Below are 24,595 nucleotides of genomic sequence, written 5' to 3'. Positions count from 1 at the left end.
GTAGAATTCTTATGTTCTTTATGTGCCTCAGAAACGAGGCGTTAATGCATATTGCGTTGAGTGGGAGGGAAAAACCCTATTACCACATCACGGACTTTAAGGAGGTGTGTCTCGTGGCTAAAAAAGTTATTAAAGTTGTAAAGCTACAGATTCCAGCAGGTAAAGCAAACCCAGCTCCACCGGTAGGACCGGCACTAGGACAAGCGGGTATTAATATCATGGGCTTCTGTAAAGAATTTAACGCTAAAACACAAGATCAAGCAGGAATGATTATTCCGGTTGAGATCTCTGTTTTTGAAGATCGTTCTTTTACATTTGTTACAAAAACTCCACCAGCTGCTGTTCTACTTAAGAAAGCAGCGGGGATCGAATCAGGTTCAGGTGAGCCAAACCGTAACAAGGTTGCTACTGTTAAACGCGATCAAGTAAAAGAAATCGCTGAAACAAAAATGCCTGACTTGAACGCTGCTGACGTTGAAGCTGCAATGCGTATGGTTGAAGGTACAGCGCGCAGCATGGGAATCACAGTTGAAGACTAATCCCACAGCGTCACTCTAATGGAGTTGAAGGTTGCGACACAGGAGTGATCCTTGGTTCGCAACCTTTATTCGTGGGAGGTTAATCCGTTAAAACCACAATGAGGAGGAAATTAAAAAATGGCTAAGAAAAGCAAAAAGCAACAAGAGCTACAAAAGCTTGTTGATCGTACGAAAGCTTATGAAGTAAATGAAGCAATCAGCCTTGTGAAAGAAACATCTAAAGCTGGATTTGACGAAACTGTCGAAGCAGCTTTCCGTCTAGGAGTAGACCCTAAGAAAGCGGATCAGCAAATCCGCGGAGCTATGGTTCTTCCGCACGGAACTGGTAAATCTCAGCGTGTCCTTGTTTTCGCTAAAGGTGATAAAGCGAAAGAAGCAGAAGCTGCTGGGGCAGATTACGTTGGAGAGCAAGACTTGATTAATCAAATTAATCAAGGCTGGTTCGATTTTGACGTAGTTGTTGCAACTCCGGACATGATGGCTGAAGTTGGTAAACTAGGACGTGTACTAGGACCAAAAGGTCTTATGCCTAACCCTAAAACAGGTACAGTAACTTTCGAAGTTGAAAAAGCAGTAAACGAAATCAAAGCAGGTAAAGTAGAATACCGTGTTGATAAAGCTGCTAATATCCATGTGCCAATTGGAAAAGCTTCTTTCGATGAAGCAAAGCTTGCAGAAAACTTCGAAGCAATTACTGACGCTCTAGTTAAAGCTAAGCCTCAAGCTGCGAAAGGCACTTACATGCGTAATGCTGCAGTATCTTCCACTATGGGGCCTGGCATTAAAGTTGATGTTTCCAGCTACGTTAAGTAATCAATGGTTGACTTTCCGTTTTTGATTACTTATAATTAAAAACGTTGTATAAATTAAATACGTTATACCGAAGACAGCAGGGGCGGTAATCCGCTTAAATTCCTGCCGAGGTGTGTGAATAAACAGTCCAGCAACGCTGCTGTACTGACATACGTACCTCCATGTCTTCATGGGGGTACTTTTATTTTATATAAAACACGAACTCCAATCGGTATGATGCTAAGTCAATAGGAGGTGGAACGATGAGCAATATTATTGAGCAAAAGCAGCAGGTTGTTACAGAGATCGCTGAGAAACTTCGCAATAGTAAATCTGCTGTACTAGTAGACTACCGCGGGCTTGATGTATCAGAAGTTACAGAGCTACGTGCTCAGCTTCGTGAAGCAGGCGTAGATTTCAAAGTGTACAAAAACACAATGACTCGCCGTGCGACTGCAGAAACTGAACTAACTGAGCTTGATGAAGTCCTTGCTGGACCGACAGCTCTTGCAACTAGTGAAGATGACGCTGTATCTCCAGCGAAAATTTTGAACAACTTTGCAAAAGATCATGAAAGCCTTGAACTTAAAGGCGGCGTGATCGAAGGGAAAGTTGCTACTCTTGAGCAAATCAAAGAGCTTGCTACTCTTCCAAACTACGAGGGACTTGTTTCTATGTTCCTAAGCGTGCTACAAGCGCCAGTACGAAACTTCGCATATGCGACAAAAGCAATTGCGGAACAAAAAGAAGAAGAAAGTGCATAAGCTTGCACTCGTTTACGGCTAATAAAAATATTTTAAAATCTAAGGAGGAAATTTCTCATGTCTAACGAACAAATTATCGAAGCGATTAAAGAAATGTCTGTTCTTGAGCTTAACGACCTAGTTAAAGCAATTGAAGAAGAATTTGGTGTATCTGCTGCAGCTCCAGTTGCAGCTGGCGGTGCTGCTGCAGGTGGCGAAGTTGAAGAAGAGAAAACTGAATTTGATGTAGTACTAGAATCTGCTGGAAGCTCAAAAATTAAAGTAGTTAAAGCAGTTCGCGAAATCACTGGTCTTGGTCTTAAAGATGCAAAAGAGCTAGTTGATAACGCACCTGGCGCTGTTAAAGAAGGCGTTTCTAAAGACGAAGCTGAAGAAGTTAAAGCTAAGTTAGAAGAAGCTGGAGCGTCTGTAGAAGTTAAGTAATGATAGAATGAAGAAAAGCTCGCTGTTTATCGGCGGGCTTTCTTTTTCCTTATCTTTCTTAAAAAGAAGGTGTGCTGAATGTCTGAGCATTATTATTCCAAAACCACAGAGGCAAAAAGTGAAGAACGGTCCTGGTCATTCCCTCTGAAAGGGAATGAATTTACTTTTACTACAGATCATGCTGTGTTTTCTAAAGGAGAGGTGGACTTTGGGTCCAGAGTACTCATCGATGCGTATACGCCGCCTGATATACAAGGGGACATTCTTGACCTCGGATGCGGCTACGGTCCAATAGGATTGGCAATTGCTAAAACTGACCGTGACCGGGAAGTCGTGATGGCAGATGTCAATGAGCGAGCACTGGCTTTAGCGGATAAGAATGCTAAACAGAATCAAGTTAATAATGTTGTAATTAAAGCAAGTGATCGTTTTTCCAATTTAAAAGGGCGTTCATTTGCGGCTATCTTAACCAACCCGCCGATTCGTGCAGGAAAGCAAGTGGTACATGCCATGTTTACAGAATCATTTGCTGCATTAAAGCCTAACGGAGAATTATGGGTGGTAATACAAAAGAAACAAGGGGCTCCTTCAGCAAAAGAAAAGTTAGAAGAACTTTTTGGGAATGTAGAATTAGTCGTGAAGAAGAAAGGCTATTACATCCTTAGGGCTAAAAAGGTTTGACTCGAATTTTTGTGTGTGGTATTATTGAAAAATGCCAGTATGACCTTTTTGTTGTCAAGTCTTTTTTTCACCCTTAGTATAAAAAGGTGAGAAATGGATAGAATGGTAAATCGTACATGTAGATTGAAATGAGGTTTTTGTTTGAAAACCCTTTTTCTTTTTTGTCTAACGTTAGAGAGAAATGAAGAAACACCATTCGCAAAATATGTGAATGTTTAAATAGTGCTTGTGGCAAGATCAACCGCAAGCCTGTTCGGCATGTCTTTGCCGGACCCTTTTTTCGTTTTAAAAATGCTTGATTGAAGGGGTGAATCTGTTGACAGGTCAACTAGTTCAATATGGACGACACCGCCAACGCAGAAGTTACGCACGTATTAGTGAGGTATTAGATTTACCGAACCTAATCGAAATTCAAACCGCATCTTATGAGTGGTTCTTAGAAGAAGGTTTGAAAGAGATGTTTAAGGACATCTCACCAATTGAAGATTTCACTGGGAATCTGTCACTTGAATTTGTAGATTACAGCTTAGGGGAGCCGAAGTATCCGGTCGATGAATCAAAAGACCGTGATGTAACTTACAACGCTCCGCTGCGTGTGAAAGTCCGTCTATTAAATAATGAGACAGGTGAAGTGAAAGAACAAGAAGTATTTATGGGAGATTTCCCGTTAATGACTGATACAGGTACATTTATTATTAATGGCGCCGAACGAGTCATTGTATCTCAACTTGTTCGCTCTCCTAGTGTCTATTTTAATAAAAAAATAGATAAGAACGGAAAGCGTGGATATACAGCTACAGTTATTCCGAACCGTGGAGCTTGGTTAGAATTTGAAACGGATGCTAAAGATGTAGTTCATGTTCGTATCGATCGTACACGTAAGCTTCCGATCACTGTATTACTTCGAGCATTAGGATTTGGAACGGATCAAGAAATTATTGATTTGATCGGTGACAATGAATATTTGAAGAATACGTTAGAGAAAGATAACACTGAAACTAGTGAGAAAGCATTACTAGAAATTTATGAACGTTTACGCCCTGGTGAGCCGCCGACGGTAGAAAATGCGAAAAGCTTGTTAGTTTCTCGCTTCTTTGATCCAAAGCGTTATGACTTGGCTCGCGTAGGACGATACAAAATGAATAAAAAGCTTCACATTAAAGAACGCCTCTTTAATCAAACGTTAGCAGAAACTCTAGTTGATGAAGAAACGGGTGAAGTTGTTGCTGAGAAAGGTGCGAAAATCGACCGTCGTTTGTTAGATCGTTTAATCCCGCACTTTAACAATCAGGAAGAAACAATGAGCGAGCGAGTACTTGATCCTGTAGATGGAGTACTAGAAGAACCAATTCGCGTTCAATCTGTGAAAATAGTAGACCCAACAGACCCTGAAGGTGAGCGTTCTATCAATGTAATTGGTAATGCAAATATTGACCGTGATGTAAAACACATTACTCCTGCAGATATCTTGTCATCTATCAGCTATTTCTTTAACTTGCTTCACACTGTTGGAGGCACAGATGACATTGACCACTTAGGAAACCGTCGTCTCCGTTCAGTTGGTGAATTGCTGCAGAACCAATTCCGTATTGGACTATCTCGTATGGAACGTGTAGTTCGTGAGCGTATGTCTATCCAAGATACGTCCTCTATTACACCGCAGCAGCTGATTAACATTCGTCCGGTGATCGCGTCGATTAAAGAGTTCTTCGGAAGCTCTCAGCTTTCGCAGTTTATGGACCAGACAAACCCGCTTGCAGAGTTAACGCATAAGCGTCGTCTGTCAGCACTTGGACCGGGTGGTTTAACACGTGAGCGTGCAGGGTTTGAAGTTCGTGACGTCCACTATTCCCACTACGGGCGTATGTGTCCGATCGAAACACCAGAAGGACCAAACATTGGGTTGATTAACTCCTTATCTTCTTATGCGAAGGTAAACGAGTTTGGATTCATTGAAACACCATATCGCCGCGTAGACCCTGAGACAAATCAGGTCACTTCTCACTTTGATTATTTAACAGCTGATGAAGAAGACCATTATGTAGTTGCACAGGCCAACGCTAAATTAAATGAAGACGGTTCTTTTACTGATGAAGAAGTTATTGCTCGTTTCCGCGGGGAAAACACAGTAGTAAACCGTGAGCGTCTAGATTACATGGACGTATCTCCAAAACAAGTAGTATCCGCTGCGACAGCGTGTATTCCATTCTTAGAAAACGATGACTCTAACCGTTCTCTAATGGGAGCAAACATGCAGCGTCAAGCAGTACCTCTACTAAAACCTGACGCACCGATTGTAGGTACAGGGATGGAATATGTATCAGGTAAAGATTCTGGAGCTGCAGTAATCTGCCGTCACGAAGGAATCGTAGAACGTGTGGAAGCAAAAGAAGTGCTTGTCCGCCGTATCTCTGAAGTAGATGGCAGAGAAGTGGAAGGTGACTTAGATCGTTACCGTCTTCAGAAATTTATTCGTTCAAACCAGGGAAGCTGTTACAATCAGCGTCCAATCGTTTCTAAAGGAGACCGCGTCGTAAAAGGTGAGATTCTTGCGGACGGGCCTTCAATGGATATGGGAGAATTGGCGCTTGGTCAAAACCCTCTTGTAGCATTCATGACATGGGACGGTTATAACTATGAGGACGCCGTAATCATGAGTGAACGCCTTGTAAAAGATGACGTGTACACTTCTATTCATATCGAAGAGTATGAATCTGAAGCACGTGATACGAAGCTGGGACCTGAAGAAATTACGCGTGATATTCCAAACGTAGGAGAAGATGCATTGCGTGATTTAGACGAACGTGGAATCATCCGCGTTGGTGCTGAAGTAAGCGATGGTGACCTCCTGGTAGGTAAAGTTACTCCTAAAGGGGTGACTGAACTATCTGCGGAAGAGAGGCTTCTGCACGCTATCTTTGGAGAGAAAGCTCGCGAAGTGCGTGATACTTCTCTACGTGTGCCTCATGGCGCAGGTGGAATAGTACTTGACGTTAAGATCTTTAACCGTGAAGACGGCGACGAGCTTCCCCCTGGTGTGAACCAATTAATCCGTGTTTATATCGTTCAGAAGCGTAAGATTTCTGAAGGGGACAAAATGGCCGGTCGTCACGGAAACAAAGGTGTTATTTCTAAAATACTTCCGGAAGAAGATATGCCGTACTTGCCGGACGGTACCCCTGTAGACATCATGTTGAACCCATTGGGTGTACCATCTCGTATGAATATCGGGCAAGTTCTTGAACTGCATCTAGGTATGGCTGCTCGTCAGCTTGGCATCCGTGTTGCAACACCTGTATTTGACGGTGCCCGTGAGGAAGATGTCTGGGAAACACTCGATGAGGCAGGAATGGCTCGAGATGCTAAAACCATTTTGTATGATGGAAGAACAGGCGAGCCATTTGATAACCGTATCTCTGTCGGAGTCATGTATATGATTAAACTGTCTCACATGGTCGATGATAAGCTGCACGCACGTTCTACTGGACCTTATTCCTTAGTAACGCAGCAGCCTCTAGGAGGTAAAGCACAGTTTGGTGGACAACGTTTTGGTGAGATGGAGGTATGGGCACTTGAAGCATATGGTGCTGCCTATACGCTGCAAGAAATCTTAACCGTTAAGTCCGATGACGTAGTGGGTCGTGTTAAGACGTATGAAGCGATCGTTAAAGGTGATAACGTACCGGAACCTGGTGTTCCAGAGTCATTTAAAGTACTAATTAAAGAGCTTCAAAGTTTAGGTATGGACGTTAAGATTCTTGATGGTGAAGATGAAGAGATTGAGATGCGTGATATTGAAGAAGACCAAACGCAAGAATCTGAGAACATGAATCTCGAAGAACAATAAGGCTGATTGTTAAAGCTTAGGGTAGAACCTGGATACTAAAAGGGAGGTAGGCCCCTTGCTAGATGTAAATAGATTTGAGTATATGAAAATTGGTCTGGCTTCACCTGACAAGATTCGTTCTTGGTCTTATGGAGAAGTCAAAAAACCAGAGACGATTAACTATCGTACACTAAAACCTGAAAAAGATGGTCTGTTCTGTGAGAGAATTTTCGGTCCCCAAAAAGACTGGGAATGTCATTGTGGGAAATACAAGCGTGTACGTTACAAAGGTGTAGTTTGTGACCGTTGTGGCGTTGAAGTTACTAAGGCGAAAGTTCGACGTGAGCGCATGGGGCACTTAGAATTAGCTGCCCCTGTCTCTCACATTTGGTATTTTAAAGGCATTCCAAGCCGTATGGGACTTGTTCTTGACATGTCCCCTCGTGCGTTGGAAGAAGTTATCTACTTCGCTGCTTATATCGTAACGGAGCCTGGAGAAACCGCATTAGATAAAAAGCAACTTTTATCTGAAAAAGAATACCGTACTTACCGTGAGAAGTTCGGGCAAGGGTTCCAGGCGGCAATGGGTGCAGAAGCCATTCGTAAGCTGCTTTCTGACATTGACTTGGATGCAGAAGTAGACATTCTGAAAGAAGAGCTGAAATCAGCTCAAGGACAACGTCGTACGCGTGCGATTAAACGTCTTGAAGTTCTTGAGTCGTTCCGTAATTCTGGCAATGATCCTTCTTGGATGATCCTGGATGTACTTCCGGTCATCCCTCCAGAATTGCGTCCAATGGTTCAGCTTGATGGCGGACGTTTTGCGACGTCTGATTTAAATGACTTGTATCGACGCGTGATTAACCGTAACAATCGCCTGAAGCGTCTGTTAGACCTTGGAGCACCTACGATTATCGTTCAAAACGAGAAGCGTATGCTGCAAGAAGCTGTAGATGCTTTGATTGACAATGGACGACGCGGACGTCCTGTAACAGGTCCAGGAAATAGACCGTTGAAGTCTCTTTCTCACATGTTGAAAGGGAAACAAGGTCGGTTCCGTCAAAACCTACTTGGTAAGCGTGTTGACTATTCTGGTCGTTCCGTTATCGTTGTAGGGCCGAACTTGAAAATGTACCAGTGTGGACTTCCGAAAGAAATGGCTCTTGAATTGTTCAAGCCTTTCGTTATGAAAGAACTTGTATCACGCGGGTTAGCACACAACATTAAATCAGCTAAACGTAAGATTGAACGCGTTCACCCTGAAGTGTGGGATGTTTTAGAGGATGTAATTAAAGAGCACCCGGTACTGTTAAACCGCGCCCCAACATTACACCGTCTTGGTATCCAGGCTTTCGAACCAACGTTGGTTGAAGGGCGCGCGATTCGTCTTCACCCACTCGTATGTACAGCTTATAACGCTGACTTTGATGGGGACCAAATGGCTGTACACGTGCCACTGTCTTCTGAGGCTCAGGCTGAAGCTCGTATCCTTATGCTGGCCGCTCAAAACATCCTGAACCCGAAAGACGGCAAGCCTGTAGTTACTCCATCTCAGGATATGGTATTAGGTAACTATTACCTCACTCTTGAGCGTGAGTCCGCTGTTGGCGAAGGTATGGTTGTTAAAGACTTAAATGAAGCGATAATGGCTTACCAGAACGGATATGTTCACTTACACACACGTGTAGCCGTTCAAGCTAACTCGTTAAACAATGAGACATTTACCGAAGCACAGAATAATCAACTACTGATTACCTCTATTGGTAAATTGATTTTCAATGAAATGCTTCCGAACTCGTTCCCTTATATGAACGAGCCAACTCAAGAGAACCTTGAAATTAAAACTCCTGAACATTACTTTGTTGAGAAAGGTACGAACATTAAAGAAGAGATTGCCAAGCGTGATTTAGTTCTGCCATTCAAGAAAGGAATATTAGGAGATATCATCGCAGAAGTATTTAAGCGTTTCTCGATCAGTGAAACTTCTAAAATGCTTGACCGCATGAAGGATCTTGGTTTTGCTTACTCTACAAAAGCTGGTATTACTGTTGGTGTATCCGACGTAGTTGTACTTCCAGAGAAAAAGGAAATTCTCGATGAAGCCCAATCTAAAGTAGATAAGGTTCTAAAACAGTTCCGTCGTGGTCTTATTACAGAAGAAGAGCGATATGACCGAGTAATTGAGATTTGGTCTGCATGTAAAGATGATATTCAAGATCGACTGATGAATACCTTAAACCCTAGAAACCCAATCTTTATGATGAGTGACTCGGGTGCACGTGGTAACGCGTCTAACTTTACGCAGCTTGCAGGTATGCGTGGTTTAATGGCCAACCCGGCTGGACGAATCATTGAACTGCCGATTAAATCAAGCTTCCGTGAAGGTCTTACGGTTCTTGAGTACTTTATCTCTACTCACGGTGCTCGTAAAGGTCTTGCCGATACAGCCCTTAAGACGGCCGACTCAGGTTACTTGACTCGTCGTCTTGTTGATGTGGCACAGGATGTTATTGTACGTGATGAAGATTGTGGAACTGACCGCGGTCTGCCAGTCAGCGCAATTAAAGAAGGAACGGAGACGATCGAGCCGTTAGTCGATCGCTTGATTGGACGTACGTCCTTCCAAACAGTAAAACACCCTGAAACTGGTGATGTTTTAGCTACCCGCAATGAAGTCATCTTTGAAGATGCTGCTAAACAGATCGTTGATGCCGGCATCGAAGAGATTACTATTCGTTCTGCATTCACTTGTAACACGAAGCACGGCGTGTGTAAGAAGTGTTACGGACGTAACCTGGCAACAGGTGACGAAGTTGAAGTAGGAGAAGCTGTGGGAATTATCGCTGCACAGTCCATCGGTGAACCGGGTACACAGTTAACAATGCGTACCTTCCACACAGGTGGTGTTGCTGGAGACGATATTACACAAGGTCTTCCGCGTATCCAAGAGATTGTTGAAGCTAGAAACCCTAAAGGGCAAGCTGTTATTACTGAAATCGAAGGTACTGTCCACGAAATTAACGAAGTGAAAGAGAAACAAGAAATCGTTGTTCAAGGCGCAGTAGAATCTCGTTCTTATACAGCGCCATATGGTTCTAGACTTAAAGTTTCAGTAGGTGACCAAGTAATAGCTGGTGAACCACTTACTGAAGGTTCCATCGATCCTAAAGAACTCTTGACTGTTCAAGGACTTGATGGAGTTCAAGAATATCTATTAAAAGAAGTTCAAAAAGTATATCGTATGCAAGGTGTTGAGATTTCCGATAAGCACGTGGAAGTAATGGTCCGCCAAATGCTTCGTAAAATCCGTGTACTTGATTCTGGAGATACTGATGTACTACCAGGTTCCTTACTCGAAATTCACCAATTCAAAGAAGCGAACCAAAAAGTTCTTATGGAAGGCGGCCAGCCGGCAGTCGGCCGACCAGTTATTCTCGGTATTACAAAAGCATCGCTTGAAACTGACAGCTTCCTGTCAGCCGCATCATTCCAGGAAACAACTCGTGTCCTCACTGATGCAGCGATCAAAGGTAAACGCGATGAATTACTAGGTCTTAAAGAGAATGTTATTATCGGTAAACTTGTCCCGGCCGGTACAGGTATGACAAGATACCGTAAGATTCAAGCTGAGTCAGAACAGAAAGAAGAAAAGAACGAAGCTGCTGAAGAAGTAACTCAGTTTTAAAAATCAAGGTGAAGGTTAACAGAGGATAAAAAAGGAAGCATCTTTAAAACACTATTTTCAAAATCCAGTTGACATGGGTTTTCGCTAGTGATAATATAATCAAGGTGCTTCCGTTTATCCATGTTACTTTGGAGGATATGCAGATGTCTTATGAAAAAGTAGCACAGGCTAAATCAGATATAGTCATTGGGACTAAGCAAACACTTAAAGCTATGAAAAATGGCGGAGTGGTTGAAGTCATAACGGCTGACGATGCTGATCAGACGATGACATTAAAAGTGGCAAAACTAGCTGCACAATTAAACATTCCTCATACAAAAGTTGATTCAATGAGAGAGTTAGGTAATGCGTGCGGCATTGACGTTGGAGCTGCTACAGTGGCGATAAAGCAATAAAGTTTTGGCGGTGAATCGCGAAAGCTTTGTTTTTTGCCTTTTTATGAACCACCTGGATGTGTGGTATTAAAGAATTGAAGGGAGGATATTAAAATGCCAACAATTAACCAACTAGTTCGTAAAGGACGCGTAAGCAAAAGCAAAAAGTCTGACTCCCCTGCGTTGAACAAAGGCTATAACAGCTACAAGAAACGCATGACTGATCAGTCTTCTCCTCAAAAACGTGGAGTTTGCACACGTGTAGGTACGATGACTCCAAAGAAACCGAACTCTGCACTACGTAAGTATGCGCGTGTTCGTTTGACTAACCAAATTGAAGTTAACGCCTACATTCCTGGAATCGGCCACAACCTGCAAGAGCACAGTGTTGTTCTTATCCGTGGCGGACGTGTTAAAGACTTACCTGGTGTTCGCTATCACATCGTTCGTGGTGCACTTGACACTGCAAGCGTAGATGGCCGTATGCAAGGTCGTTCTAAATACGGTACGAAAAAACCTAAAAAATAAAACAATGCTTTTAGCATAATAAATAAATTTCAGGAAAGGAGGGGAACATATGCCACGTAAAGGACCAGTAGCTAAACGTGATGTGTTACCAGATCCAATGTATAACTCTAAGCTTGTTACTCGCTTAATCAACCAAATTATGGTTGACGGACAGCGCGGTAAAGCTCAGAAAATTCTTTATAAATCATTTGAACTTGTTCAAGAGCGTAGTGGAAACGACGCTATGGAAGCTTTTGACCAAGCAATGAAAAATGTAATGCCAGTACTAGAAGTACGCGCTCGCCGTGTAGGTGGATCAAACTACCAAGTACCAGTAGAGGTGCGCCCAGAGCGTCGTCAAGCACTAGGCCTTCGTTTCATTGTTAACTATGCGCGTCTTCGCGGAGAAAAAACAATGGAAGAACGTCTTGCAAATGAAATTCTAGATGCAGCAAACAATACCGGTGCAGCAGTTAAGCGCCGTGAAGATATGCACAAAATGGCGGAAGCAAACAAAGCATTCGCACACTATCGTTGGTAATCAGCGAAAATCACTTTCAATCAGGAAGGAGAAAAAATCATGGCTAGAGAGTTCTCCTTGGAAAAGACTCGTAATATCGGTGTTATGGCTCACATTGATGCCGGTAAAACGACAGCTACCGAGCGTATTCTTTTCTACACAGGACGTATCCACAAAATTGGTGAAACTCACGAAGGAGCTTCCCAAATGGACTGGATGGAGCAGGAACAAGAGCGCGGAATTACAATCACTTCCGCTGCGACAACTGCTCAGTGGAAAGACCACCGTATTAACATCATTGATACTCCAGGACACGTAGACTTCACAGTTGAAGTTGAGCGTTCCCTGCGTGTACTTGACGGTTCTGTAGCTGTACTTGATGCTCAGTCTGGTGTTGAACCACAAACTGAGACAGTATGGCGTCAGGCCACAACTTACGGTGTTCCACGTATCGTATTCATCAACAAAATGGATAAAATCGGAGCAGACTTCATCTACTCCTTAGGCACACTTAGTGATCGTCTGGGTGCTAACGCAGCTGCTGTCCAACTTCCAATTGGTGCTGAAGATGACTTTGAAGGAATCATTGATCTTGTAACAATGGAAGCTTACTATTACATGGACGATTTAGGAACTCGTGCTGAAGCACGTGAAATTCCTGATGAGTACAAAGAGCAAGCGGAGGAGTACCGCGGCAAGCTTGTAGAAGCTGTTGCGGAACTTGATGAAGATCTTATGATGAAGTACCTAGAAGGGGAAGAGATTACTAACGATGAGTTGAAAGTTGCTATTCGTACTGCAACTTTGAGCGTTGATTTCTACCCGGTATTCTGTGGTTCAGCTTTCAAAAACAAAGGTGTTCAGCTTCTAATTGATGGGGTAATTGATTACCTTCCATCTCCACTAGACGTGCCTCCAATTGAAGGACATGTTCCACAAACAGAAGAAGAAGTTGTACGTAAGCCGGACGACAACGAGCCGTTTTCAGCATTGGCATTTAAAGTTGCAACTGACCCTTACGTTGGTAAACTTACATTCTTCCGTGTTTACTCTGGTACGCTGAACTCTGGTTCATACGTTAAGAACTCTACGAAAGATAAGCGTGAACGTGTAGGTCGTATCCTGCAGATGCACGCCAACTCTCGTGAAGAGATCTCAACGGTATACGCTGGAGATATTGCCGGTGCTGTAGGTCTTAAAGACACTGGAACAGGTGACACTCTGTGTGATGAAAAGAGTCTTGTTATTCTTGAATCTATGGAATTCCCTGAGCCGGTAATCTCTGTTGCGATCGAGCCTAAATCTAAGGCTGACCAAGACAAGATGGCAGTAGCACTTGGTAAACTAGCAGAAGAGGATCCAACGTTCCAAACAGAAACTAACGTAGAAACTGGTCAAACAATCATTGCTGGTATGGGTGAGCTTCACCTGGATATCATCGTAGATCGTTTGCGTCGTGAGTTTAAAGTTGAAGCGAACATTGGTGCTCCTCAAGTTGCTTACCGCGAAACATTCCGTGGAAGTGCAGAAGTTGAAGGTAAGTTCGTACGTCAGTCTGGTGGTCGTGGACAATTCGGTCACGTTTGGGTTAAATTTGAGCCGAACGAAGAAGGCGCTGGCTTCGAATTTGTAAACAAAATCGTTGGTGGTGTAGTACCGCGTGAATATATTCCATCTGTAGAAGCTGGTATTAAAGGTTCTATGGAAAATGGTGTATTAGCCGGCTACCCTATGGTTGACATTAAAGCCACTCTATATGATGGCTCGTACCATGATGTTGACTCTAACGAAATGGCCTTTAAAGTAGCTGCTTCTATGGCACTTAAAGAAGCTAAGAACAAATGTAAACCTGTTCTTCTTGAACCAATGATGAAAGTTGAAGTTGTTATTCCTGAAGAATACATGGGAGATATTATGGGTGATGTAACTTCCCGTCGCGGACGTGTTGAAGGTATGGAAACTCGTGGATCCGCCCAAGTAGTTAAAGCATTTGTCCCACTATCTGAAATGTTTGGTTATGCAACGTCTCTTCGTTCTAACACTCAAGGTCGAGGAACGTACACGATGCACTTCGATCACTATGAAGAAGTACCGAAGAGCATTTCTGAGGAAATCATCAAGAAAAATGCTGGTGAATAATTGATTTTTTTGCAAAGTTAAAGTATAACTTGTATTGTAAGCTTAGGGGTTAAAGCCCCTCTGCTTCATATAAAAATTGAGTTTTAAAAATACACTTTGTTTCTTATTTAAAGGAGGAAATATACTATGGGTAAAGAAAAATTCGACCGTTCCAAGTCCCACGTTAACATTGGTACTATTGGACACGTTGACCACGGTAAAACAACATTAACTGCTGCTATTACAACTGTACTTCACAAAAGATCTGGTGAAGGTTCTGCAATGGCATACGACATGATCGACGGTGCTCCTGAAGAGCGCGAGCGTGGAATCACAATCTCTACTGCCCACGTTGAGTATGAAACTGAAAACCGTCACTATGCACACGTTGACTGCCCAGGTCACGCTGACTATGTTAAAAACATGATCACTGGTGCTGCACAAATGGACGGAGCTATTCTAGTTGTATCTGCAGCTGACGGCCCGATGCCACAAACTCGTGAGCACATCCTGCTATCTCGTCAGGTTGGTGTACCTGCAATTGTAGTATTCCTAAACAAAACTGACATGGTAGACGACGAAGAGCTGCTTGAACTAGTTGAAATGGAAGTTCGTGACTTGCTTTCTGAGTATGACTTCGATGGTGACGATGTACCAGTAGTAAGTGGTTCTGCTCTTAAAGCTCTTGAGGGCGATGAAGAGTACGAGCAACGCATCTATGACCTAATGGATGCTGTTGATGAGTACATTCCAAACCCAGAGCGTGACGTAGACCAGCCATTCATGATGCCAGTTGAGGACGTATTCTCAATCACTGGTCGTGGTACTGTTGCTACTGGACGTGTTGAGCGTGGACAAATCAAAGTCGGTGACGAAGTTGAAATCATCGGTCTTGCTCCAGAAGCTAAGAAAACTACAATCACTGGTGTTGAAATGTTCCGTAAGCTTCTTGACTATGCTGAAGCTGGCGATAACATTGGTGCACTTCTACGTGGTGTTGACCGTGAACAAATCAACCGTGGACAAGTTCTAGCTAAGCCTGGTACTATTACTCCACACACGAAGTTCCAAGCTGAGGTTTATGTACTATCTAAAGATGAAGGTGGACGTCACACACCATTCTTCTCTAACTACCGCCCACAGTTCTACTTCCGTACAACTGACGTAACTGGTGTTATTCAACTTCCAGAAGGCGTAGAGATGGTAATGCCTGGTGATAACGTTGAAATGACTGTAGAACTTATTTCTCCAATCGCGATCGAAGATGGAACTAAGTTCTCTATCCGTGAAGGCGGACGTACAGTTGGCGCTGGCGTTGTTGCATCTATCACTGAATAATTTTAAAAATATTAAAATCAGCAGCTCACCGAGCTGCTGATTTTTTATGTGTAATCTATTAGAGTTAAAAATTTGTTTAATCATGTTGAAATAGCCTAAAATTATTAGTATAATATTTTGTGGTGTTCATAGATAAATATTTATGAAAAACTCTTGCATTGACCACATTTCTTCTATATAATGAGTAATGTTGGTCATAAAAGGCGATGATGCGAAAGGTTGTTGACACACCCGGCCCCTTTGCCATGGCTAGTGAGTCAAGGAATTTTCGCGGAGAATGTCTATTTAAAAAAATGGGCGAAGAAGGAGGGAACATAATGGCAAAAGAAAAAATTCGTATTCGTTTAAAGGCGTATGATCACAGGGTTCTGGATCAGTCCGCTGAAAAAATCGTAGACACAGCGAAGCGCTCTGGAGCAAACGTATCTGGTCCAATTCCGCTTCCAACTGAAAAGTCAATCTACACTGTACTTCGTGCAACTCACAAGTATAAAGATGCTCGTGAGCAGTTCGAAATGCGTACACACAAACGTCTAATCGACATTGTTAATCCAACGCCGCAGACGGTTGATTCGCTAATGCGTCTTGATCTACCATCTGGTGTGGATATCGAAATTAAACTATAAAAAAATGAACTAATATTAGGAGGTGTAACGGATGACGAAAGGAATCTTAGGACGTAAAGTCGGTATGACTCAAATCTTCTCTGAAGATGGAGAGCTTATCCCGGTAACAGTAGTAGAAGCAGAACCAAACGTAGTTCTGCAAAAGAAAACTGCTGATAACGATGGCTATGACGCCCTTCAACTAGGTTTTGCTGATCAAAAGTCAAACCGATTGAAGAAAGCGGATCAAGGTCACGCTGAAAAAGCAAGCACAACACCTAAGCGCTACATTCGTGAATTCCGTAATACAAACCTTGATGACTATGAACTTGGTCAAGAGGTTAAGGTGGATATTTTCGAAGCTGGTGACGTAATTGATGTAACAGGAACTTCTAAAGGGAAAGGTTTCCAAGGTGCAATTAAGCGCCACAACCAATCTCGCGGCCCAATGAGCCACGGTTCCCGCTTTCACCGTCGTTCTGGATCTATGGGACAAGGTGCTGACCCATCAAAAGTCTTTAAAGGTAAAGGCATTGCAGGACAAATGGGTGGAGAAACAGTAACTCTACAAAACCTTGAAGTAGTGAAAGTGGACGCTGAGCGCAATTTACTATTGATTAAAGGTAACGTACCAGGTCCGAAAAAATCTTACGTTAAAGTATCGAGTGCAGTTAAGGCTAGCAAATAATTAAAGGAAGGGAGGATATGTCATGCCTAAAGTAGCACTATTAAACCAAAGCGGCTCTAAAGTTGGAGATATCGAACTAAACGAAGCTGTTTTTGGTGTTGAACCAAACACTCATGTTTTACATGAAGCAGCTGTGGCCCAGCGTGCAACATTGCGTCAAGGTACACACAAAGTTAAAAACCGTTCTGAAGTTAGTGGCGGCGGACGTAAACCATGGCGCCAAAAAGGTACTGGACGTGCGCGTCAAGGTACAATTCGTGCACCACAATGGGTAGGTGGAGGAACTGTATTTGGTCCTACACCACGTAGCTACAGCTACAAACTTCCTAGAAAGGTTCGTCGTTTAGCACTACAATCTGCTTACTCTTCTAAAGTACAAGAGAACAACGTGATCGTTCTTGAAGATCTTTCTCTTGATGCGCCAAAAACTAAAGAAGTAGTAAACATTTTGAAAGGGCTGGAAGTGAACGAAAAAGCTCTAATTGTTACAGCAGATAACAACGAAAATGTTGTTCTATCTTCTAATAACATCCCTACAGTTAGTGCAACTACTGTAGATCAAGTAAGTGTGTTAGATTTACTAACGCATGACAAGCTTATCCTAACGAAGGAAGCAGCTGAAAAAGCAGGGGAGGTGCTCTCATAATGAAAGAACCACGCGATATTATTAAACGCCCTGTCATTACTGAACATTCTGCTGACCTTATGGGAGAAAAGAAATATACGTTTGAAGTGAGCACGAAAGCTAACAAAACTGAAATCAAAAATGCTGTTGAAGAGATTTTTGGAGTTAAAGTAGCTAACGTAAACACTATGAACCTTAAAGGTAAGTTCAAGCGTATGGGTCGTTACGGCGGATACCGTTCTGACCGTAAGAAAGCAGTTATTACGTTGACTGAAGACAGTGAAGAACTAGAATTCTTTGAAGTATAAAATATAAAACTTGTAAGTGAAGGAGGGAAAAAAGATGGCGATTAAAAAGTTCCGACCAATTACTAACGGTCGTCGACACATGACAGTATCTGATTTCGCTGAGATCACTACTGACAAACCTGAACGCTCCCTAGTTACTCCGCTTCACAAACGTGGAGGACGTAACAACCAGGGTAGGCTGACAGTTCGTCATCAGGGCGGAGGTCACAAGCGTCAATATCGTATCATCGACTTTAAGCGTGATAAAGATGGAATACCTGGACGCGTTGCTACAATCGAATACGATCCAAACCGCTCCGCAAACATTGCACTAATTAACTACGTTGATGGTGAAAAACGTTACATCCTGGCTCCAAAAGGGCTTAAAGTAGGTAACGAAATCATCTCTGGTCAAGGATCTGACATTAAAACTGGTAACGCTCTTCAATTGAAGGATATTCCTGTTGGTACAATTGTACACAACATTGAGCTTAAACCAGGACGTGGAGGTCAGCTAGTACGTTCAGCTGGAGCTTCAGCTCAAATCCTTGGTCGTGAAGAAAAATACACTCTAGTACGTCTTACTTCTGGTGAAGTTCGCCTAGTACTAAGCACTTGCCGCGCAACAATCGGTCAAGTTGGTAACCTGGAGCACGAACTAATCAGTATAGGTAAAGCCGGACGTTCTCGCTGGAAAGGCAAGCGCCCAACTGTACGTGGTTCTGTTATGAACCCTAGCGATCACCCACACGGTGGTGGTGAAGGACGTGCACCAATCGGTCGACCTTCTCCAGTATCTCCATGGGGTAAACCAACTCTTGGGTACAAGACTCGTCAGCGCAACAAGCCGTCTGATAAATATATCGTTCGTAGAAGAGGTAAAAAATAACGGGATTGAACGACGGGTAACAATCCCCGTCTCTCAATCACGAAGGGAGGTTTATTCATGGGCCGCAGCCTAAAAAAGGGACCTTTTGTAGATGACCATTTAATGAAAAAAGTTGAAAAGTTGAACGAAGATAGCAAGAACCAGGTGATCAAGACTTGGTCACGTCGTTCTACGATCTTCCCAAACTTTGTTGGACACACAATAGCCGTCTATGACGGACGCAAACATGTACCTGTATACGTGACTGAAGACATGGTTGGTCACAAACTAGGTGAATTCGCACCAACCCGTACGTTCAAGGGACACTCTGGTGACGATAAGAAAACAAAACGCTAAAGTAGAGAGGAGGCACTCTAATGCAAGCTAAAGCAGTTGCTAAAACCGTTCGTATTGCTCCTCGTAAAGCTCGTCTAGTGATTGATTTAATCCGAGGAAAAAACGTAGGTGACGCGATCGCAACATTGCGCTTAACTCAGCGCGGCGCTTCTCCTGTAATCGAGAAAGTGCTTAAATCAGCGATTGCCAATGCGGAACACAATTATGAAATGGATCCAGACAACTTATACGTTTCCGAAGCGTTTGTAAATGAAGGTGTAACACTTAAACGTTTCCGCCCTCGTGCTATGGGACGTGCAAGCCAAATTAACAAACGTACGAGCCACATTACAGTGGTTGTATCAGAAAAGAAGGAGGGATAATCAGTGGGTCAAAAAGTTAATCCGGTAGGTCTTCGTATCGGCGTTATCCGTGACTGGGAATCAAAATGGTACGCTGGCAAAGACTACGCTGACTTATTGCATGAAGACATTAAAATTCGTGAATATACAGAACAACGTCTTAAAGACGCTGCCGTTTCTCAAATTGAAATTGAGCGTGCAGCAAACCGTGTAAATATTACTATTCACACAGGTAAACCAGGTATGGTTATCGGTAAAGGCGGTTCAGAAGTTGAAGCACTTCGTAAATCGCTTAACGATCTGACTGGCAAACGAGTTCACATCAACATCGTTGAGGTGAAAAAACCAGACTTGAACGCTACTCTTGTAGCTGACAATATCGCACGTCAATTGGAAAACCGTGTTTCTTTCCGTCGTGCACAAAAACAAACAATCCAACGTGCTATGCGCGCAGGAGCTAAAGGTATTCGTACACAAGTATCAGGACGCCTAGGCGGTGCGGATATCGCTCGTGCTGAATATTACAGCGAAGGAACAGTACCACTTCACACACTTCGTGCAGATATCGATTACGGAACTGCAGAAGCTGACACAACTTACGGTAAGCTTGGTGTTAAAGTGTGGATCTATCGTGGAGAAGTCCTTCCAACAAAAAACGAAAAATAAGGAAGGGGGAACAGCATTATGTTAATGCCTAAACGTGTTAAATATCGTCGTCAACACCGTGCCAGCCTAAAAGGTCGCGCGAAGGGCGGCACATCCGTATCATTCGGAGAATATGGACTACAAGCTATCGATCCTGCATGGATCACTGCTCGTCAAATTGAAGCAGCGCGTATTGCTATGACTCGTTACATGAAGCGTGGCGGTAAAGTATGGATTAAAATCTTCCCAGACAAACCTTATACTGCTAAACCCCTAGAAGTACGAATGGGTTCCGGTAAAGGTGCTCCAGAAGGTTTTGTCGCTGTGGTGAAACCAGGTAAAATTTTGTTCGAAGTAGCAGGTGTATCTGAAGAAGTTGCACGCGAAGCGCTGCGTCTTGCTTCTCACAAGCTGCCGATCAGAACTAAATTTGTAAAACGTGAAGAAATTGGTGGTGAAATCAATGAAGGCTAATGAAATCCGTGAATTAACCACTGCCGAAATTGAACAAAAAGTAAAGTCTTTGAAAGAAGAACTTTTTAACCTACGTTTCCAGCTGGCAACAGGTCAACTTGAGAACACTGCGCGTATTCGCGAAGTTCGCAAGTCTATCGCTCGTATGAAAACTGTTGCTCGCGAACGTGAGCTAGGCGTAAATAACTAATAGATGAGAGGAGGTCACCCTCACATGAGTGAACGTAACGATCGTAAAGTTTACACTGGCCGTGTAGTATCCGATAAAATGGATAAAACAATCACTGTTTTAGTTGAAACTTATAAATTCCACAAGCTTTATGGCAAGCGCGTAAAATATTCAAAAAAATTCAAGACTCATGACGAAAACAACCAAGCTAAAAATGGCGACATCGTGCGCATCATGGAAACTCGTCCATTATCTGCAACCAAACGTTTCCGTTTAGTTGAAGTTGTTGAAGAGTCTGTTATTATCTAATATAGTTCGCTCGGAGAGATTCCGAAGGGAGGTTACAGTGTATGATTCAACAGGAGACTCGTTTGAAAGTAGCCGACAACTCTGGTGCTCGTGAAATCCAAACTATTAAAGTATTGGGTGGATCTGGACGCAAAACTGCTAACATCGGTGATATTATCACCGCTACTGTGAAACAGGCAACACCAGGGGGCGTTGTTAAAAAAGGTGAAGTAGTAAAAGCCGTAATTGTACGTTCTAAGAGCGGCATGCGTCGTAAAGATGGTTCTTATATCCGTTTTGACGAGAATGCAGCCGTAATTGTACGTGATGATAAAGGTCCACGTGGTACTCGTATCTTTGGACCAGTTGCTCGTGAACTTCGTGATGCTAAATTCATGAAGATTGTATCACTAGCTCCAGAAGTATTATAAACCCTTGAAATGATAAGCCTTGTTAAGGAGGTGCGCGAAGCATGCACGTGAAAAAAGGTGACAAAGTAATGGTTATTTCCGGCAAGGACAAAGGAAAGCAAGGAACCATCCTGGAAGCTTTCCCGAAGAAAGAACGTGTCCTAGTTGAAGGAATTAACGAAGTTAAGAAACACGCGAAGCCTTCTCAAGATAACCCACAAGGTGGGATTCTTACAAAAGAAGCGCCGATTCACGTCTCAAACGTTATGCCAATAGATCCAAAATCTGGCGAACCAACTCGTGTTGGTTATAAAGTTGAAGACGGTAAGAAAGTTCGTATCGCGAAAAAATCTGGGGAAGCATTAGATAAATAATCCAGTGACGAAAGGAGGGCCACTTGATGAACGAACTTCAGAAAAGATATCAAGAAGAAATTGTGCCATCTATGATGAGCAAGTTTAACTATGACTCTGTTATGCAAGCACCTAAGATTGAAAAGATCGTAATTAATATGGGTGTTGGTGATGCTGTTCAAAACGCGAAAGCACTTGACACAGCAGTTGAGGAACTATCTCAAATCTCTGGTCAAAAACCAATGATCACTAAAGCGAAGAAATCTATCGCGGGATTCCGTCTGCGTGAAGGTATGCCAATCGGAGCGAAAGTAACACTGCGTGGAGAGCGCATGTACGAATTTTTCCAGAAACTGATTGCTGTATCTTTACCACGTGTTCGTGACTTCCGTGGGATCTCAAAGAAAGCTTTTGATGGTCGTGGAAACTACACTCTAGGTGTAAAAGAACAGTTGATTTTCCCAGAAATTAATTATGACAAAGTAGATAAAGTGCGTGGCATGGACATCGTTATCGTCACAACTGCTGACACTGACGAAGAATCACGTGAACTATTAGCTCAATTCGGTATGCCGTTTCAGAAATAATGAGCTAACCATAAGGAGGGAAAATAGTGGCTAAAAAATCTATGGTCGCGAAGCAACAACGCAAACAAAAGTACCAAGTACGCGAATATACTCGCTGTGAACGTTGCGGACGTCCTCATTCCGTACTGCGCAAATTCAAACTTTGCCGTATTTGTTTCCGTGAACTTGCATATAAAGGACAAATCCCTGGCGTCAAAAAAGCCAGCTGGTAAACCCGAGACAGGGAAGGAGGTATATAAGTTATGACTATGACAGATCCAATTGCAGATATGCTCACGCGTATTCGTAACGCGAATATGGTGCGTCACGAGAAGCTTGAACTACCAGCTTCTAAAGTAAAAAAAGAAATTGCTGATATCCTTAAGCGTGAAGGTTTTGTACGTGATTATGAATTTGTTGAAGACAACAAGCAAGGTGTTTTACGCATCTTCCTTAAATACGGACAAAATGATGAGCGTGTAATTAGCGGAGTGAAACGTATTAGTAAGCCAGGTCTTCGTGTATACGCGAAAGCTGAAGAACTTCCGAAAGTTCTAAACGGTCTAGGTGTTGCTGTGGTTTCTACTTCAAAAGGTGTACTAACAGATAAAGAAGCTCGTGAACAAGCCATTGGCGGCGAAGTTCTAGCTTACGTTTGGTAATCTAAACAGAATAGACAGGAGGTGCAGATAAATGTCTCGTGTAGGATTGAAATCATTAGAAATTCCTGAAGGTGTAGAAATCATTCAGGATAATAATACAATCACAGTTAAAGGCCCTAAAGGCGAATTAACTCGTACGTTCCATGAGGATATTACAGTGAAGGTTGAAGATAACGTTCTTTCAGTAGCTCGTCCAAGCGATCACAAAGAACATCGTGCTCTTCACGGTACTACTCGCAGCCTGATCGGTAACATGGTTGAGGGTGTTTCCAAAGGATTTGAGAAAAGCCTTGAAATTATCGGGGTTGGATACCGTGCTCAGAAGCAGGGAGAAACAGTTGTTATTAACGCTGGATATTCTCACCCTGTAGAAGTTGAAAAGCGCGACGGAATTGATATCGAAGTTCCTTCAAACACCAAAGTTACTGTTAAAGGAATCGACAAAGAACTAGTTGGTGCTGTTGCCGCTAAGATCCGTGCTATCCGTCCTCCAGAGCCGTATAAAGGCAAAGGGATTCGTTACGAAAACGAATATGTTCGTAGAAAAGAAGGAAAGACAGCTAAATAAGGTTCTTAGGTAGGAATAGAAAGGAGTGACTGAGATGATCACAAAGGCTGATAAGAATGCTGTTCGCAAAAAGCGTCATGCACGCGTACGCTCAAGCGTTGTAGGAACAGCTGAACGCCCGCGTTTAAACGTTTATCGTTCAAACAAACACATCTATGCACAATTAATTAATGATGAAACGCAAAACACAGTGGCAAGTGCTTCTACGGCTGAAAAAGATTTCGGACTTGAAAACACAGGTAATGCAGAAGCAGCTAAAAAAGTCGGTGAATTAGTCGCTAAACGTGCGAAAGACAACGGCTATGAAGTAGTTGTGTTTGACCGTGGTGGTTACTTGTATCATGGACGTGTAAAAGCATTAGCAGATGCGGCTCGTGAAGCCGGTCTAGTATTTTAATCGTTAAAGGAGGGACATACATGCTAACAAACATTGACCCTAGTAAACTTGATCTTGAAGAACGCGTAGTTACGATCAACCGTGTTGCAAAAGTTGTTAAAGGTGGACGCCGCTTCCGTTTTGCTGCATTAGTTGTCGTAGGTGATAAAAATGGCCATGTTGGATTTGGAACTGGTAAAGCACAAGAGGTACCAGATGCAATTAAAAAGGCTATCGATGATGCGAAGAAGAATCTTATTTCAGTACCAATTAAAGATACGACGATTCCTCACGAAATTACAGGACAGTTCGGTGCAGGCAGTATTCTTATGAAGCCAGCTGCAGAAGGTACCGGAGTTATCGCAGGTGGTCCTGTACGTGCAGTCCTTGAACTAGCAGGTGTTCAAGACATTCTTTCTAAGTCACTTGGTTCAAACACACCAATTAACATGGTACGTGCGACACTTACGGGACTTGGAGAGCTTAAGCGCGCAGAAGACGTTGCTCGTCTTCGTGGGAAGTCCGTAGAAGAACTGTAGGATAAGGAGGGAAATGAAATGGCTAAAAAGTTAGAAGTTACCCTCACGCGCAGTGTGATTGGCAGACCACAAGATCAGCGCTCTACTGTTAAAGCGCTAGGTCTCAACAAAATTCGTCAAACTGTCGTAGTTGAAGATAACCCAGCTATCCGAGGTATGACTAACAAGGTGTCACACCTTGTATCCGTTAAAGAAGTATAAGAACTG

General features: G+C 43.0%; 32 protein-coding genes and 1 other annotated feature. All 32 genes read left to right on the top strand.

The window, feature by feature from the left end; all coding sequences use genetic code 11:
- Positions 1–113: 113 nt before the first annotated feature.
- The 32 genes from rplK to rpmD all read left to right on the top strand — a co-directional run bounded on the left by rplK (position 114) and on the right by rpmD (position 24,589).
- Positions 114–539: a 50S ribosomal protein L11 gene (rplK, locus tag ACGTNH_RS20665; protein WP_173917969.1), complete on the top strand. Its 426-nt coding sequence runs from the start codon at positions 114–116 to the stop codon at positions 537–539.
- A 117-nt stretch (positions 540–656) separates the two neighbouring features.
- Complete coding sequence (gene rplA, locus ACGTNH_RS20660) at positions 657–1,352, top strand: 50S ribosomal protein L1 (protein ID WP_394588973.1); 696 nt, start codon at positions 657–659, stop codon at positions 1,350–1,352.
- A 49-nt stretch (positions 1,353–1,401) separates the two neighbouring features.
- Positions 1,402–1,546, top strand: a sequence feature (ribosomal protein L10 leader region).
- 48 nt (positions 1,547–1,594) lie between these two features.
- On the top strand, positions 1,595–2,095 hold the full coding sequence (rplJ, locus tag ACGTNH_RS20655) for a 50S ribosomal protein L10 (RefSeq protein ID WP_394588972.1): 501 nt from the start codon (positions 1,595–1,597) through the stop codon (positions 2,093–2,095).
- A gap of 57 nt (positions 2,096–2,152) precedes the next feature.
- Positions 2,153–2,518 carry a 50S ribosomal protein L7/L12 gene (rplL, locus tag ACGTNH_RS20650; protein ID WP_394588971.1) on the top strand — a complete coding sequence of 122 codons (366 nt, stop codon included), beginning with the start codon at positions 2,153–2,155 and terminating at the stop codon, positions 2,516–2,518.
- A gap of 78 nt (positions 2,519–2,596) precedes the next feature.
- The gene (locus ACGTNH_RS20645; RefSeq protein WP_394588969.1) at positions 2,597–3,199 is read left to right on the top strand and encodes a class I SAM-dependent methyltransferase; all 603 of its coding nucleotides are present in this window, start codon (positions 2,597–2,599) and stop codon (positions 3,197–3,199) included.
- A 316-nt stretch (positions 3,200–3,515) separates the two neighbouring features.
- Complete coding sequence (gene rpoB / locus ACGTNH_RS20640) at positions 3,516–7,046, top strand: DNA-directed RNA polymerase subunit beta (protein WP_394588968.1); 3,531 nt, start codon at positions 3,516–3,518, stop codon at positions 7,044–7,046.
- 55 nt (positions 7,047–7,101) lie between these two features.
- A complete protein-coding gene (rpoC, locus tag ACGTNH_RS20635; RefSeq protein WP_394588966.1) occupies positions 7,102–10,710 on the top strand; it encodes a DNA-directed RNA polymerase subunit beta' in 3,609 nt (1,202 codons plus the stop codon).
- Between the two features lie 143 nt (positions 10,711–10,853).
- Positions 10,854–11,105, top strand: a complete 252-nt coding sequence (locus ACGTNH_RS20630) for a 50S ribosomal protein L7ae-like protein (RefSeq protein ID WP_394588964.1) — start codon at positions 10,854–10,856, stop codon at positions 11,103–11,105.
- Positions 11,106–11,198: 93 nt separating this feature from the next.
- Complete coding sequence (gene rpsL, locus ACGTNH_RS20625; protein WP_101847046.1) at positions 11,199–11,612, top strand: 30S ribosomal protein S12; 414 nt, start codon at positions 11,199–11,201, stop codon at positions 11,610–11,612.
- 49 nt (positions 11,613–11,661) lie between these two features.
- On the top strand, positions 11,662–12,132 hold the full coding sequence (gene rpsG / locus ACGTNH_RS20620) for a 30S ribosomal protein S7 (RefSeq protein WP_394588962.1): 471 nt from the start codon (positions 11,662–11,664) through the stop codon (positions 12,130–12,132).
- A gap of 39 nt (positions 12,133–12,171) precedes the next feature.
- Complete coding sequence (gene fusA, locus ACGTNH_RS20615) at positions 12,172–14,250, top strand: elongation factor G (protein WP_394588961.1); 2,079 nt, start codon at positions 12,172–12,174, stop codon at positions 14,248–14,250.
- Between the two features lie 126 nt (positions 14,251–14,376).
- Positions 14,377–15,567, top strand: a complete 1,191-nt coding sequence (gene tuf, locus ACGTNH_RS20610) for an elongation factor Tu (RefSeq protein ID WP_394588960.1) — start codon at positions 14,377–14,379, stop codon at positions 15,565–15,567.
- Positions 15,568–15,884: 317 nt separating this feature from the next.
- Entirely contained in the window at positions 15,885–16,193 is a 309-nt protein-coding gene (gene rpsJ / locus ACGTNH_RS20605) for a 30S ribosomal protein S10 (RefSeq protein WP_079525128.1), read from the top strand.
- Positions 16,194–16,224: 31 nt separating this feature from the next.
- Entirely contained in the window at positions 16,225–16,860 is a 636-nt protein-coding gene (gene rplC / locus ACGTNH_RS20600; protein WP_394588959.1) for a 50S ribosomal protein L3, read from the top strand.
- Positions 16,861–16,882: 22 nt separating this feature from the next.
- Positions 16,883–17,506 carry a 50S ribosomal protein L4 gene (gene rplD, locus ACGTNH_RS20595; RefSeq protein WP_394588957.1) on the top strand — a complete coding sequence of 208 codons (624 nt, stop codon included), beginning with the start codon at positions 16,883–16,885 and terminating at the stop codon, positions 17,504–17,506.
- Positions 17,506–17,793: a 50S ribosomal protein L23 gene (gene rplW / locus ACGTNH_RS20590; RefSeq protein WP_188379110.1), complete on the top strand. Its 288-nt coding sequence runs from the start codon at positions 17,506–17,508 to the stop codon at positions 17,791–17,793. Before rplD ends, rplW begins: the two co-directional genes overlap by 1 nt.
- 34 nt (positions 17,794–17,827) lie before the next feature.
- On the top strand, positions 17,828–18,661 hold the full coding sequence (gene rplB, locus ACGTNH_RS20585) for a 50S ribosomal protein L2 (protein WP_394588955.1): 834 nt from the start codon (positions 17,828–17,830) through the stop codon (positions 18,659–18,661).
- A 57-nt stretch (positions 18,662–18,718) separates the two neighbouring features.
- Positions 18,719–18,997 carry a 30S ribosomal protein S19 gene (gene rpsS / locus ACGTNH_RS20580; protein ID WP_101847028.1) on the top strand — a complete coding sequence of 93 codons (279 nt, stop codon included), beginning with the start codon at positions 18,719–18,721 and terminating at the stop codon, positions 18,995–18,997.
- Positions 18,998–19,017: 20 nt separating this feature from the next.
- Positions 19,018–19,359: a 50S ribosomal protein L22 gene (rplV, locus tag ACGTNH_RS20575; RefSeq protein WP_101847026.1), complete on the top strand. Its 342-nt coding sequence runs from the start codon at positions 19,018–19,020 to the stop codon at positions 19,357–19,359.
- 3 nt (positions 19,360–19,362) lie between these two features.
- Positions 19,363–20,004, top strand: a complete 642-nt coding sequence (gene rpsC, locus ACGTNH_RS20570; RefSeq protein WP_394588954.1) for a 30S ribosomal protein S3 — start codon at positions 19,363–19,365, stop codon at positions 20,002–20,004.
- An 18-nt stretch (positions 20,005–20,022) separates the two neighbouring features.
- A complete protein-coding gene (gene rplP / locus ACGTNH_RS20565) occupies positions 20,023–20,457 on the top strand; it encodes a 50S ribosomal protein L16 (protein ID WP_188379107.1) in 435 nt (144 codons plus the stop codon).
- The gene (gene rpmC, locus ACGTNH_RS20560) at positions 20,447–20,647 is read left to right on the top strand and encodes a 50S ribosomal protein L29 (protein WP_008636054.1); all 201 of its coding nucleotides are present in this window, start codon (positions 20,447–20,449) and stop codon (positions 20,645–20,647) included. The genes rplP and rpmC overlap by 11 nt, the downstream gene beginning before the upstream one ends.
- 24 nt (positions 20,648–20,671) lie before the next feature.
- The gene (rpsQ, locus tag ACGTNH_RS20555) at positions 20,672–20,935 is read left to right on the top strand and encodes a 30S ribosomal protein S17 (protein ID WP_101847018.1); all 264 of its coding nucleotides are present in this window, start codon (positions 20,672–20,674) and stop codon (positions 20,933–20,935) included.
- Positions 20,936–20,976: 41 nt separating this feature from the next.
- On the top strand, positions 20,977–21,345 hold the full coding sequence (gene rplN, locus ACGTNH_RS20550; protein ID WP_188379106.1) for a 50S ribosomal protein L14: 369 nt from the start codon (positions 20,977–20,979) through the stop codon (positions 21,343–21,345).
- A 41-nt stretch (positions 21,346–21,386) separates the two neighbouring features.
- Positions 21,387–21,698 carry a 50S ribosomal protein L24 gene (rplX, locus tag ACGTNH_RS20545; protein WP_394588952.1) on the top strand — a complete coding sequence of 104 codons (312 nt, stop codon included), beginning with the start codon at positions 21,387–21,389 and terminating at the stop codon, positions 21,696–21,698.
- A gap of 26 nt (positions 21,699–21,724) precedes the next feature.
- Positions 21,725–22,264: a 50S ribosomal protein L5 gene (gene rplE, locus ACGTNH_RS20540; RefSeq protein WP_394588950.1), complete on the top strand. Its 540-nt coding sequence runs from the start codon at positions 21,725–21,727 to the stop codon at positions 22,262–22,264.
- A 26-nt stretch (positions 22,265–22,290) separates the two neighbouring features.
- Positions 22,291–22,476 carry a type Z 30S ribosomal protein S14 gene (locus tag ACGTNH_RS20535; RefSeq protein WP_035511674.1) on the top strand — a complete coding sequence of 62 codons (186 nt, stop codon included), beginning with the start codon at positions 22,291–22,293 and terminating at the stop codon, positions 22,474–22,476.
- Between the two features lie 30 nt (positions 22,477–22,506).
- Positions 22,507–22,905, top strand: a complete 399-nt coding sequence (gene rpsH, locus ACGTNH_RS20530; protein WP_101847011.1) for a 30S ribosomal protein S8 — start codon at positions 22,507–22,509, stop codon at positions 22,903–22,905.
- A gap of 31 nt (positions 22,906–22,936) precedes the next feature.
- Positions 22,937–23,473, top strand: a complete 537-nt coding sequence (gene rplF / locus ACGTNH_RS20525) for a 50S ribosomal protein L6 (RefSeq protein WP_394588949.1) — start codon at positions 22,937–22,939, stop codon at positions 23,471–23,473.
- Between the two features lie 34 nt (positions 23,474–23,507).
- Positions 23,508–23,870, top strand: coding sequence for a 50S ribosomal protein L18 (gene rplR / locus ACGTNH_RS20520; protein ID WP_188379102.1), 363 nt, complete (start codon positions 23,508–23,510; stop codon positions 23,868–23,870).
- 20 nt (positions 23,871–23,890) lie between these two features.
- Complete coding sequence (rpsE, locus tag ACGTNH_RS20515; RefSeq protein WP_188379101.1) at positions 23,891–24,388, top strand: 30S ribosomal protein S5; 498 nt, start codon at positions 23,891–23,893, stop codon at positions 24,386–24,388.
- Between the two features lie 18 nt (positions 24,389–24,406).
- A complete protein-coding gene (gene rpmD / locus ACGTNH_RS20510; protein ID WP_188379100.1) occupies positions 24,407–24,589 on the top strand; it encodes a 50S ribosomal protein L30 in 183 nt (60 codons plus the stop codon).
- Positions 24,590–24,595: the final 6 nt, after the last annotated feature.

Origin of the sequence: Halobacillus sp. B23F22_1, assembly GCF_043497005.1 — a bacterium.
GTDB lineage: Bacteria > Bacillota > Bacilli > Bacillales > Halobacillaceae > Halobacillus_A.
This window is presented reverse-complemented; position numbering and strand designations above follow the sequence as displayed.

What these genes read in the sequence shown, in the direction of transcription:
- rplP (WP_188379107.1), top strand. Translation starts at nt 20,023, where the DNA reads ATGTTAATGCCTAAACGTGTTAAATATCGTCGTCAACACCGTGCCAGC.
- rpmD (WP_188379100.1), top strand. Translation starts at nt 24,407, where the DNA reads ATGGCTAAAAAGTTAGAAGTTACCCTCACGCGCAGTGTGATTGGCAGA.
- rpmC (WP_008636054.1), top strand. Translation starts at nt 20,447, where the DNA reads ATGAAGGCTAATGAAATCCGTGAATTAACCACTGCCGAAATTGAACAA.
- rplW (WP_188379110.1), top strand. Translation starts at nt 17,506, where the DNA reads ATGAAAGAACCACGCGATATTATTAAACGCCCTGTCATTACTGAACAT.
- rplJ (WP_394588972.1), top strand. Translation starts at nt 1,595, where the DNA reads ATGAGCAATATTATTGAGCAAAAGCAGCAGGTTGTTACAGAGATCGCT.
- rplE (WP_394588950.1), top strand. Translation starts at nt 21,725, where the DNA reads ATGAACGAACTTCAGAAAAGATATCAAGAAGAAATTGTGCCATCTATG.
- rplA (WP_394588973.1), top strand. Translation starts at nt 657, where the DNA reads ATGGCTAAGAAAAGCAAAAAGCAACAAGAGCTACAAAAGCTTGTTGAT.
- rpsE (WP_188379101.1), top strand. Translation starts at nt 23,891, where the DNA reads ATGCTAACAAACATTGACCCTAGTAAACTTGATCTTGAAGAACGCGTA.
- rplL (WP_394588971.1), top strand. Translation starts at nt 2,153, where the DNA reads ATGTCTAACGAACAAATTATCGAAGCGATTAAAGAAATGTCTGTTCTT.
- rpsJ (WP_079525128.1), top strand. Translation starts at nt 15,885, where the DNA reads ATGGCAAAAGAAAAAATTCGTATTCGTTTAAAGGCGTATGATCACAGG.
- rpsS (WP_101847028.1), top strand. Translation starts at nt 18,719, where the DNA reads ATGGGCCGCAGCCTAAAAAAGGGACCTTTTGTAGATGACCATTTAATG.
- fusA (WP_394588961.1), top strand. Translation starts at nt 12,172, where the DNA reads ATGGCTAGAGAGTTCTCCTTGGAAAAGACTCGTAATATCGGTGTTATG.
- rplN (WP_188379106.1), top strand. Translation starts at nt 20,977, where the DNA reads ATGATTCAACAGGAGACTCGTTTGAAAGTAGCCGACAACTCTGGTGCT.
- rplF (WP_394588949.1), top strand. Translation starts at nt 22,937, where the DNA reads ATGTCTCGTGTAGGATTGAAATCATTAGAAATTCCTGAAGGTGTAGAA.
- rplR (WP_188379102.1), top strand. Translation starts at nt 23,508, where the DNA reads ATGATCACAAAGGCTGATAAGAATGCTGTTCGCAAAAAGCGTCATGCA.
- rplD (WP_394588957.1), top strand. Translation starts at nt 16,883, where the DNA reads ATGCCTAAAGTAGCACTATTAAACCAAAGCGGCTCTAAAGTTGGAGAT.
- rpsQ (WP_101847018.1), top strand. Translation starts at nt 20,672, where the DNA reads ATGAGTGAACGTAACGATCGTAAAGTTTACACTGGCCGTGTAGTATCC.
- rpsH (WP_101847011.1), top strand. Translation starts at nt 22,507, where the DNA reads ATGACTATGACAGATCCAATTGCAGATATGCTCACGCGTATTCGTAAC.
- rplV (WP_101847026.1), top strand. Translation starts at nt 19,018, where the DNA reads ATGCAAGCTAAAGCAGTTGCTAAAACCGTTCGTATTGCTCCTCGTAAA.
- rpsG (WP_394588962.1), top strand. Translation starts at nt 11,662, where the DNA reads ATGCCACGTAAAGGACCAGTAGCTAAACGTGATGTGTTACCAGATCCA.
- rpsL (WP_101847046.1), top strand. Translation starts at nt 11,199, where the DNA reads ATGCCAACAATTAACCAACTAGTTCGTAAAGGACGCGTAAGCAAAAGC.
- ACGTNH_RS20630 (WP_394588964.1), top strand. Translation starts at nt 10,854, where the DNA reads ATGTCTTATGAAAAAGTAGCACAGGCTAAATCAGATATAGTCATTGGG.
- rplB (WP_394588955.1), top strand. Translation starts at nt 17,828, where the DNA reads ATGGCGATTAAAAAGTTCCGACCAATTACTAACGGTCGTCGACACATG.
- rplX (WP_394588952.1), top strand. Translation starts at nt 21,387, where the DNA reads ATGCACGTGAAAAAAGGTGACAAAGTAATGGTTATTTCCGGCAAGGAC.
- tuf (WP_394588960.1), top strand. Translation starts at nt 14,377, where the DNA reads ATGGGTAAAGAAAAATTCGACCGTTCCAAGTCCCACGTTAACATTGGT.
- ACGTNH_RS20645 (WP_394588969.1), top strand. Translation starts at nt 2,597, where the DNA reads ATGTCTGAGCATTATTATTCCAAAACCACAGAGGCAAAAAGTGAAGAA.
- rplC (WP_394588959.1), top strand. Translation starts at nt 16,225, where the DNA reads ATGACGAAAGGAATCTTAGGACGTAAAGTCGGTATGACTCAAATCTTC.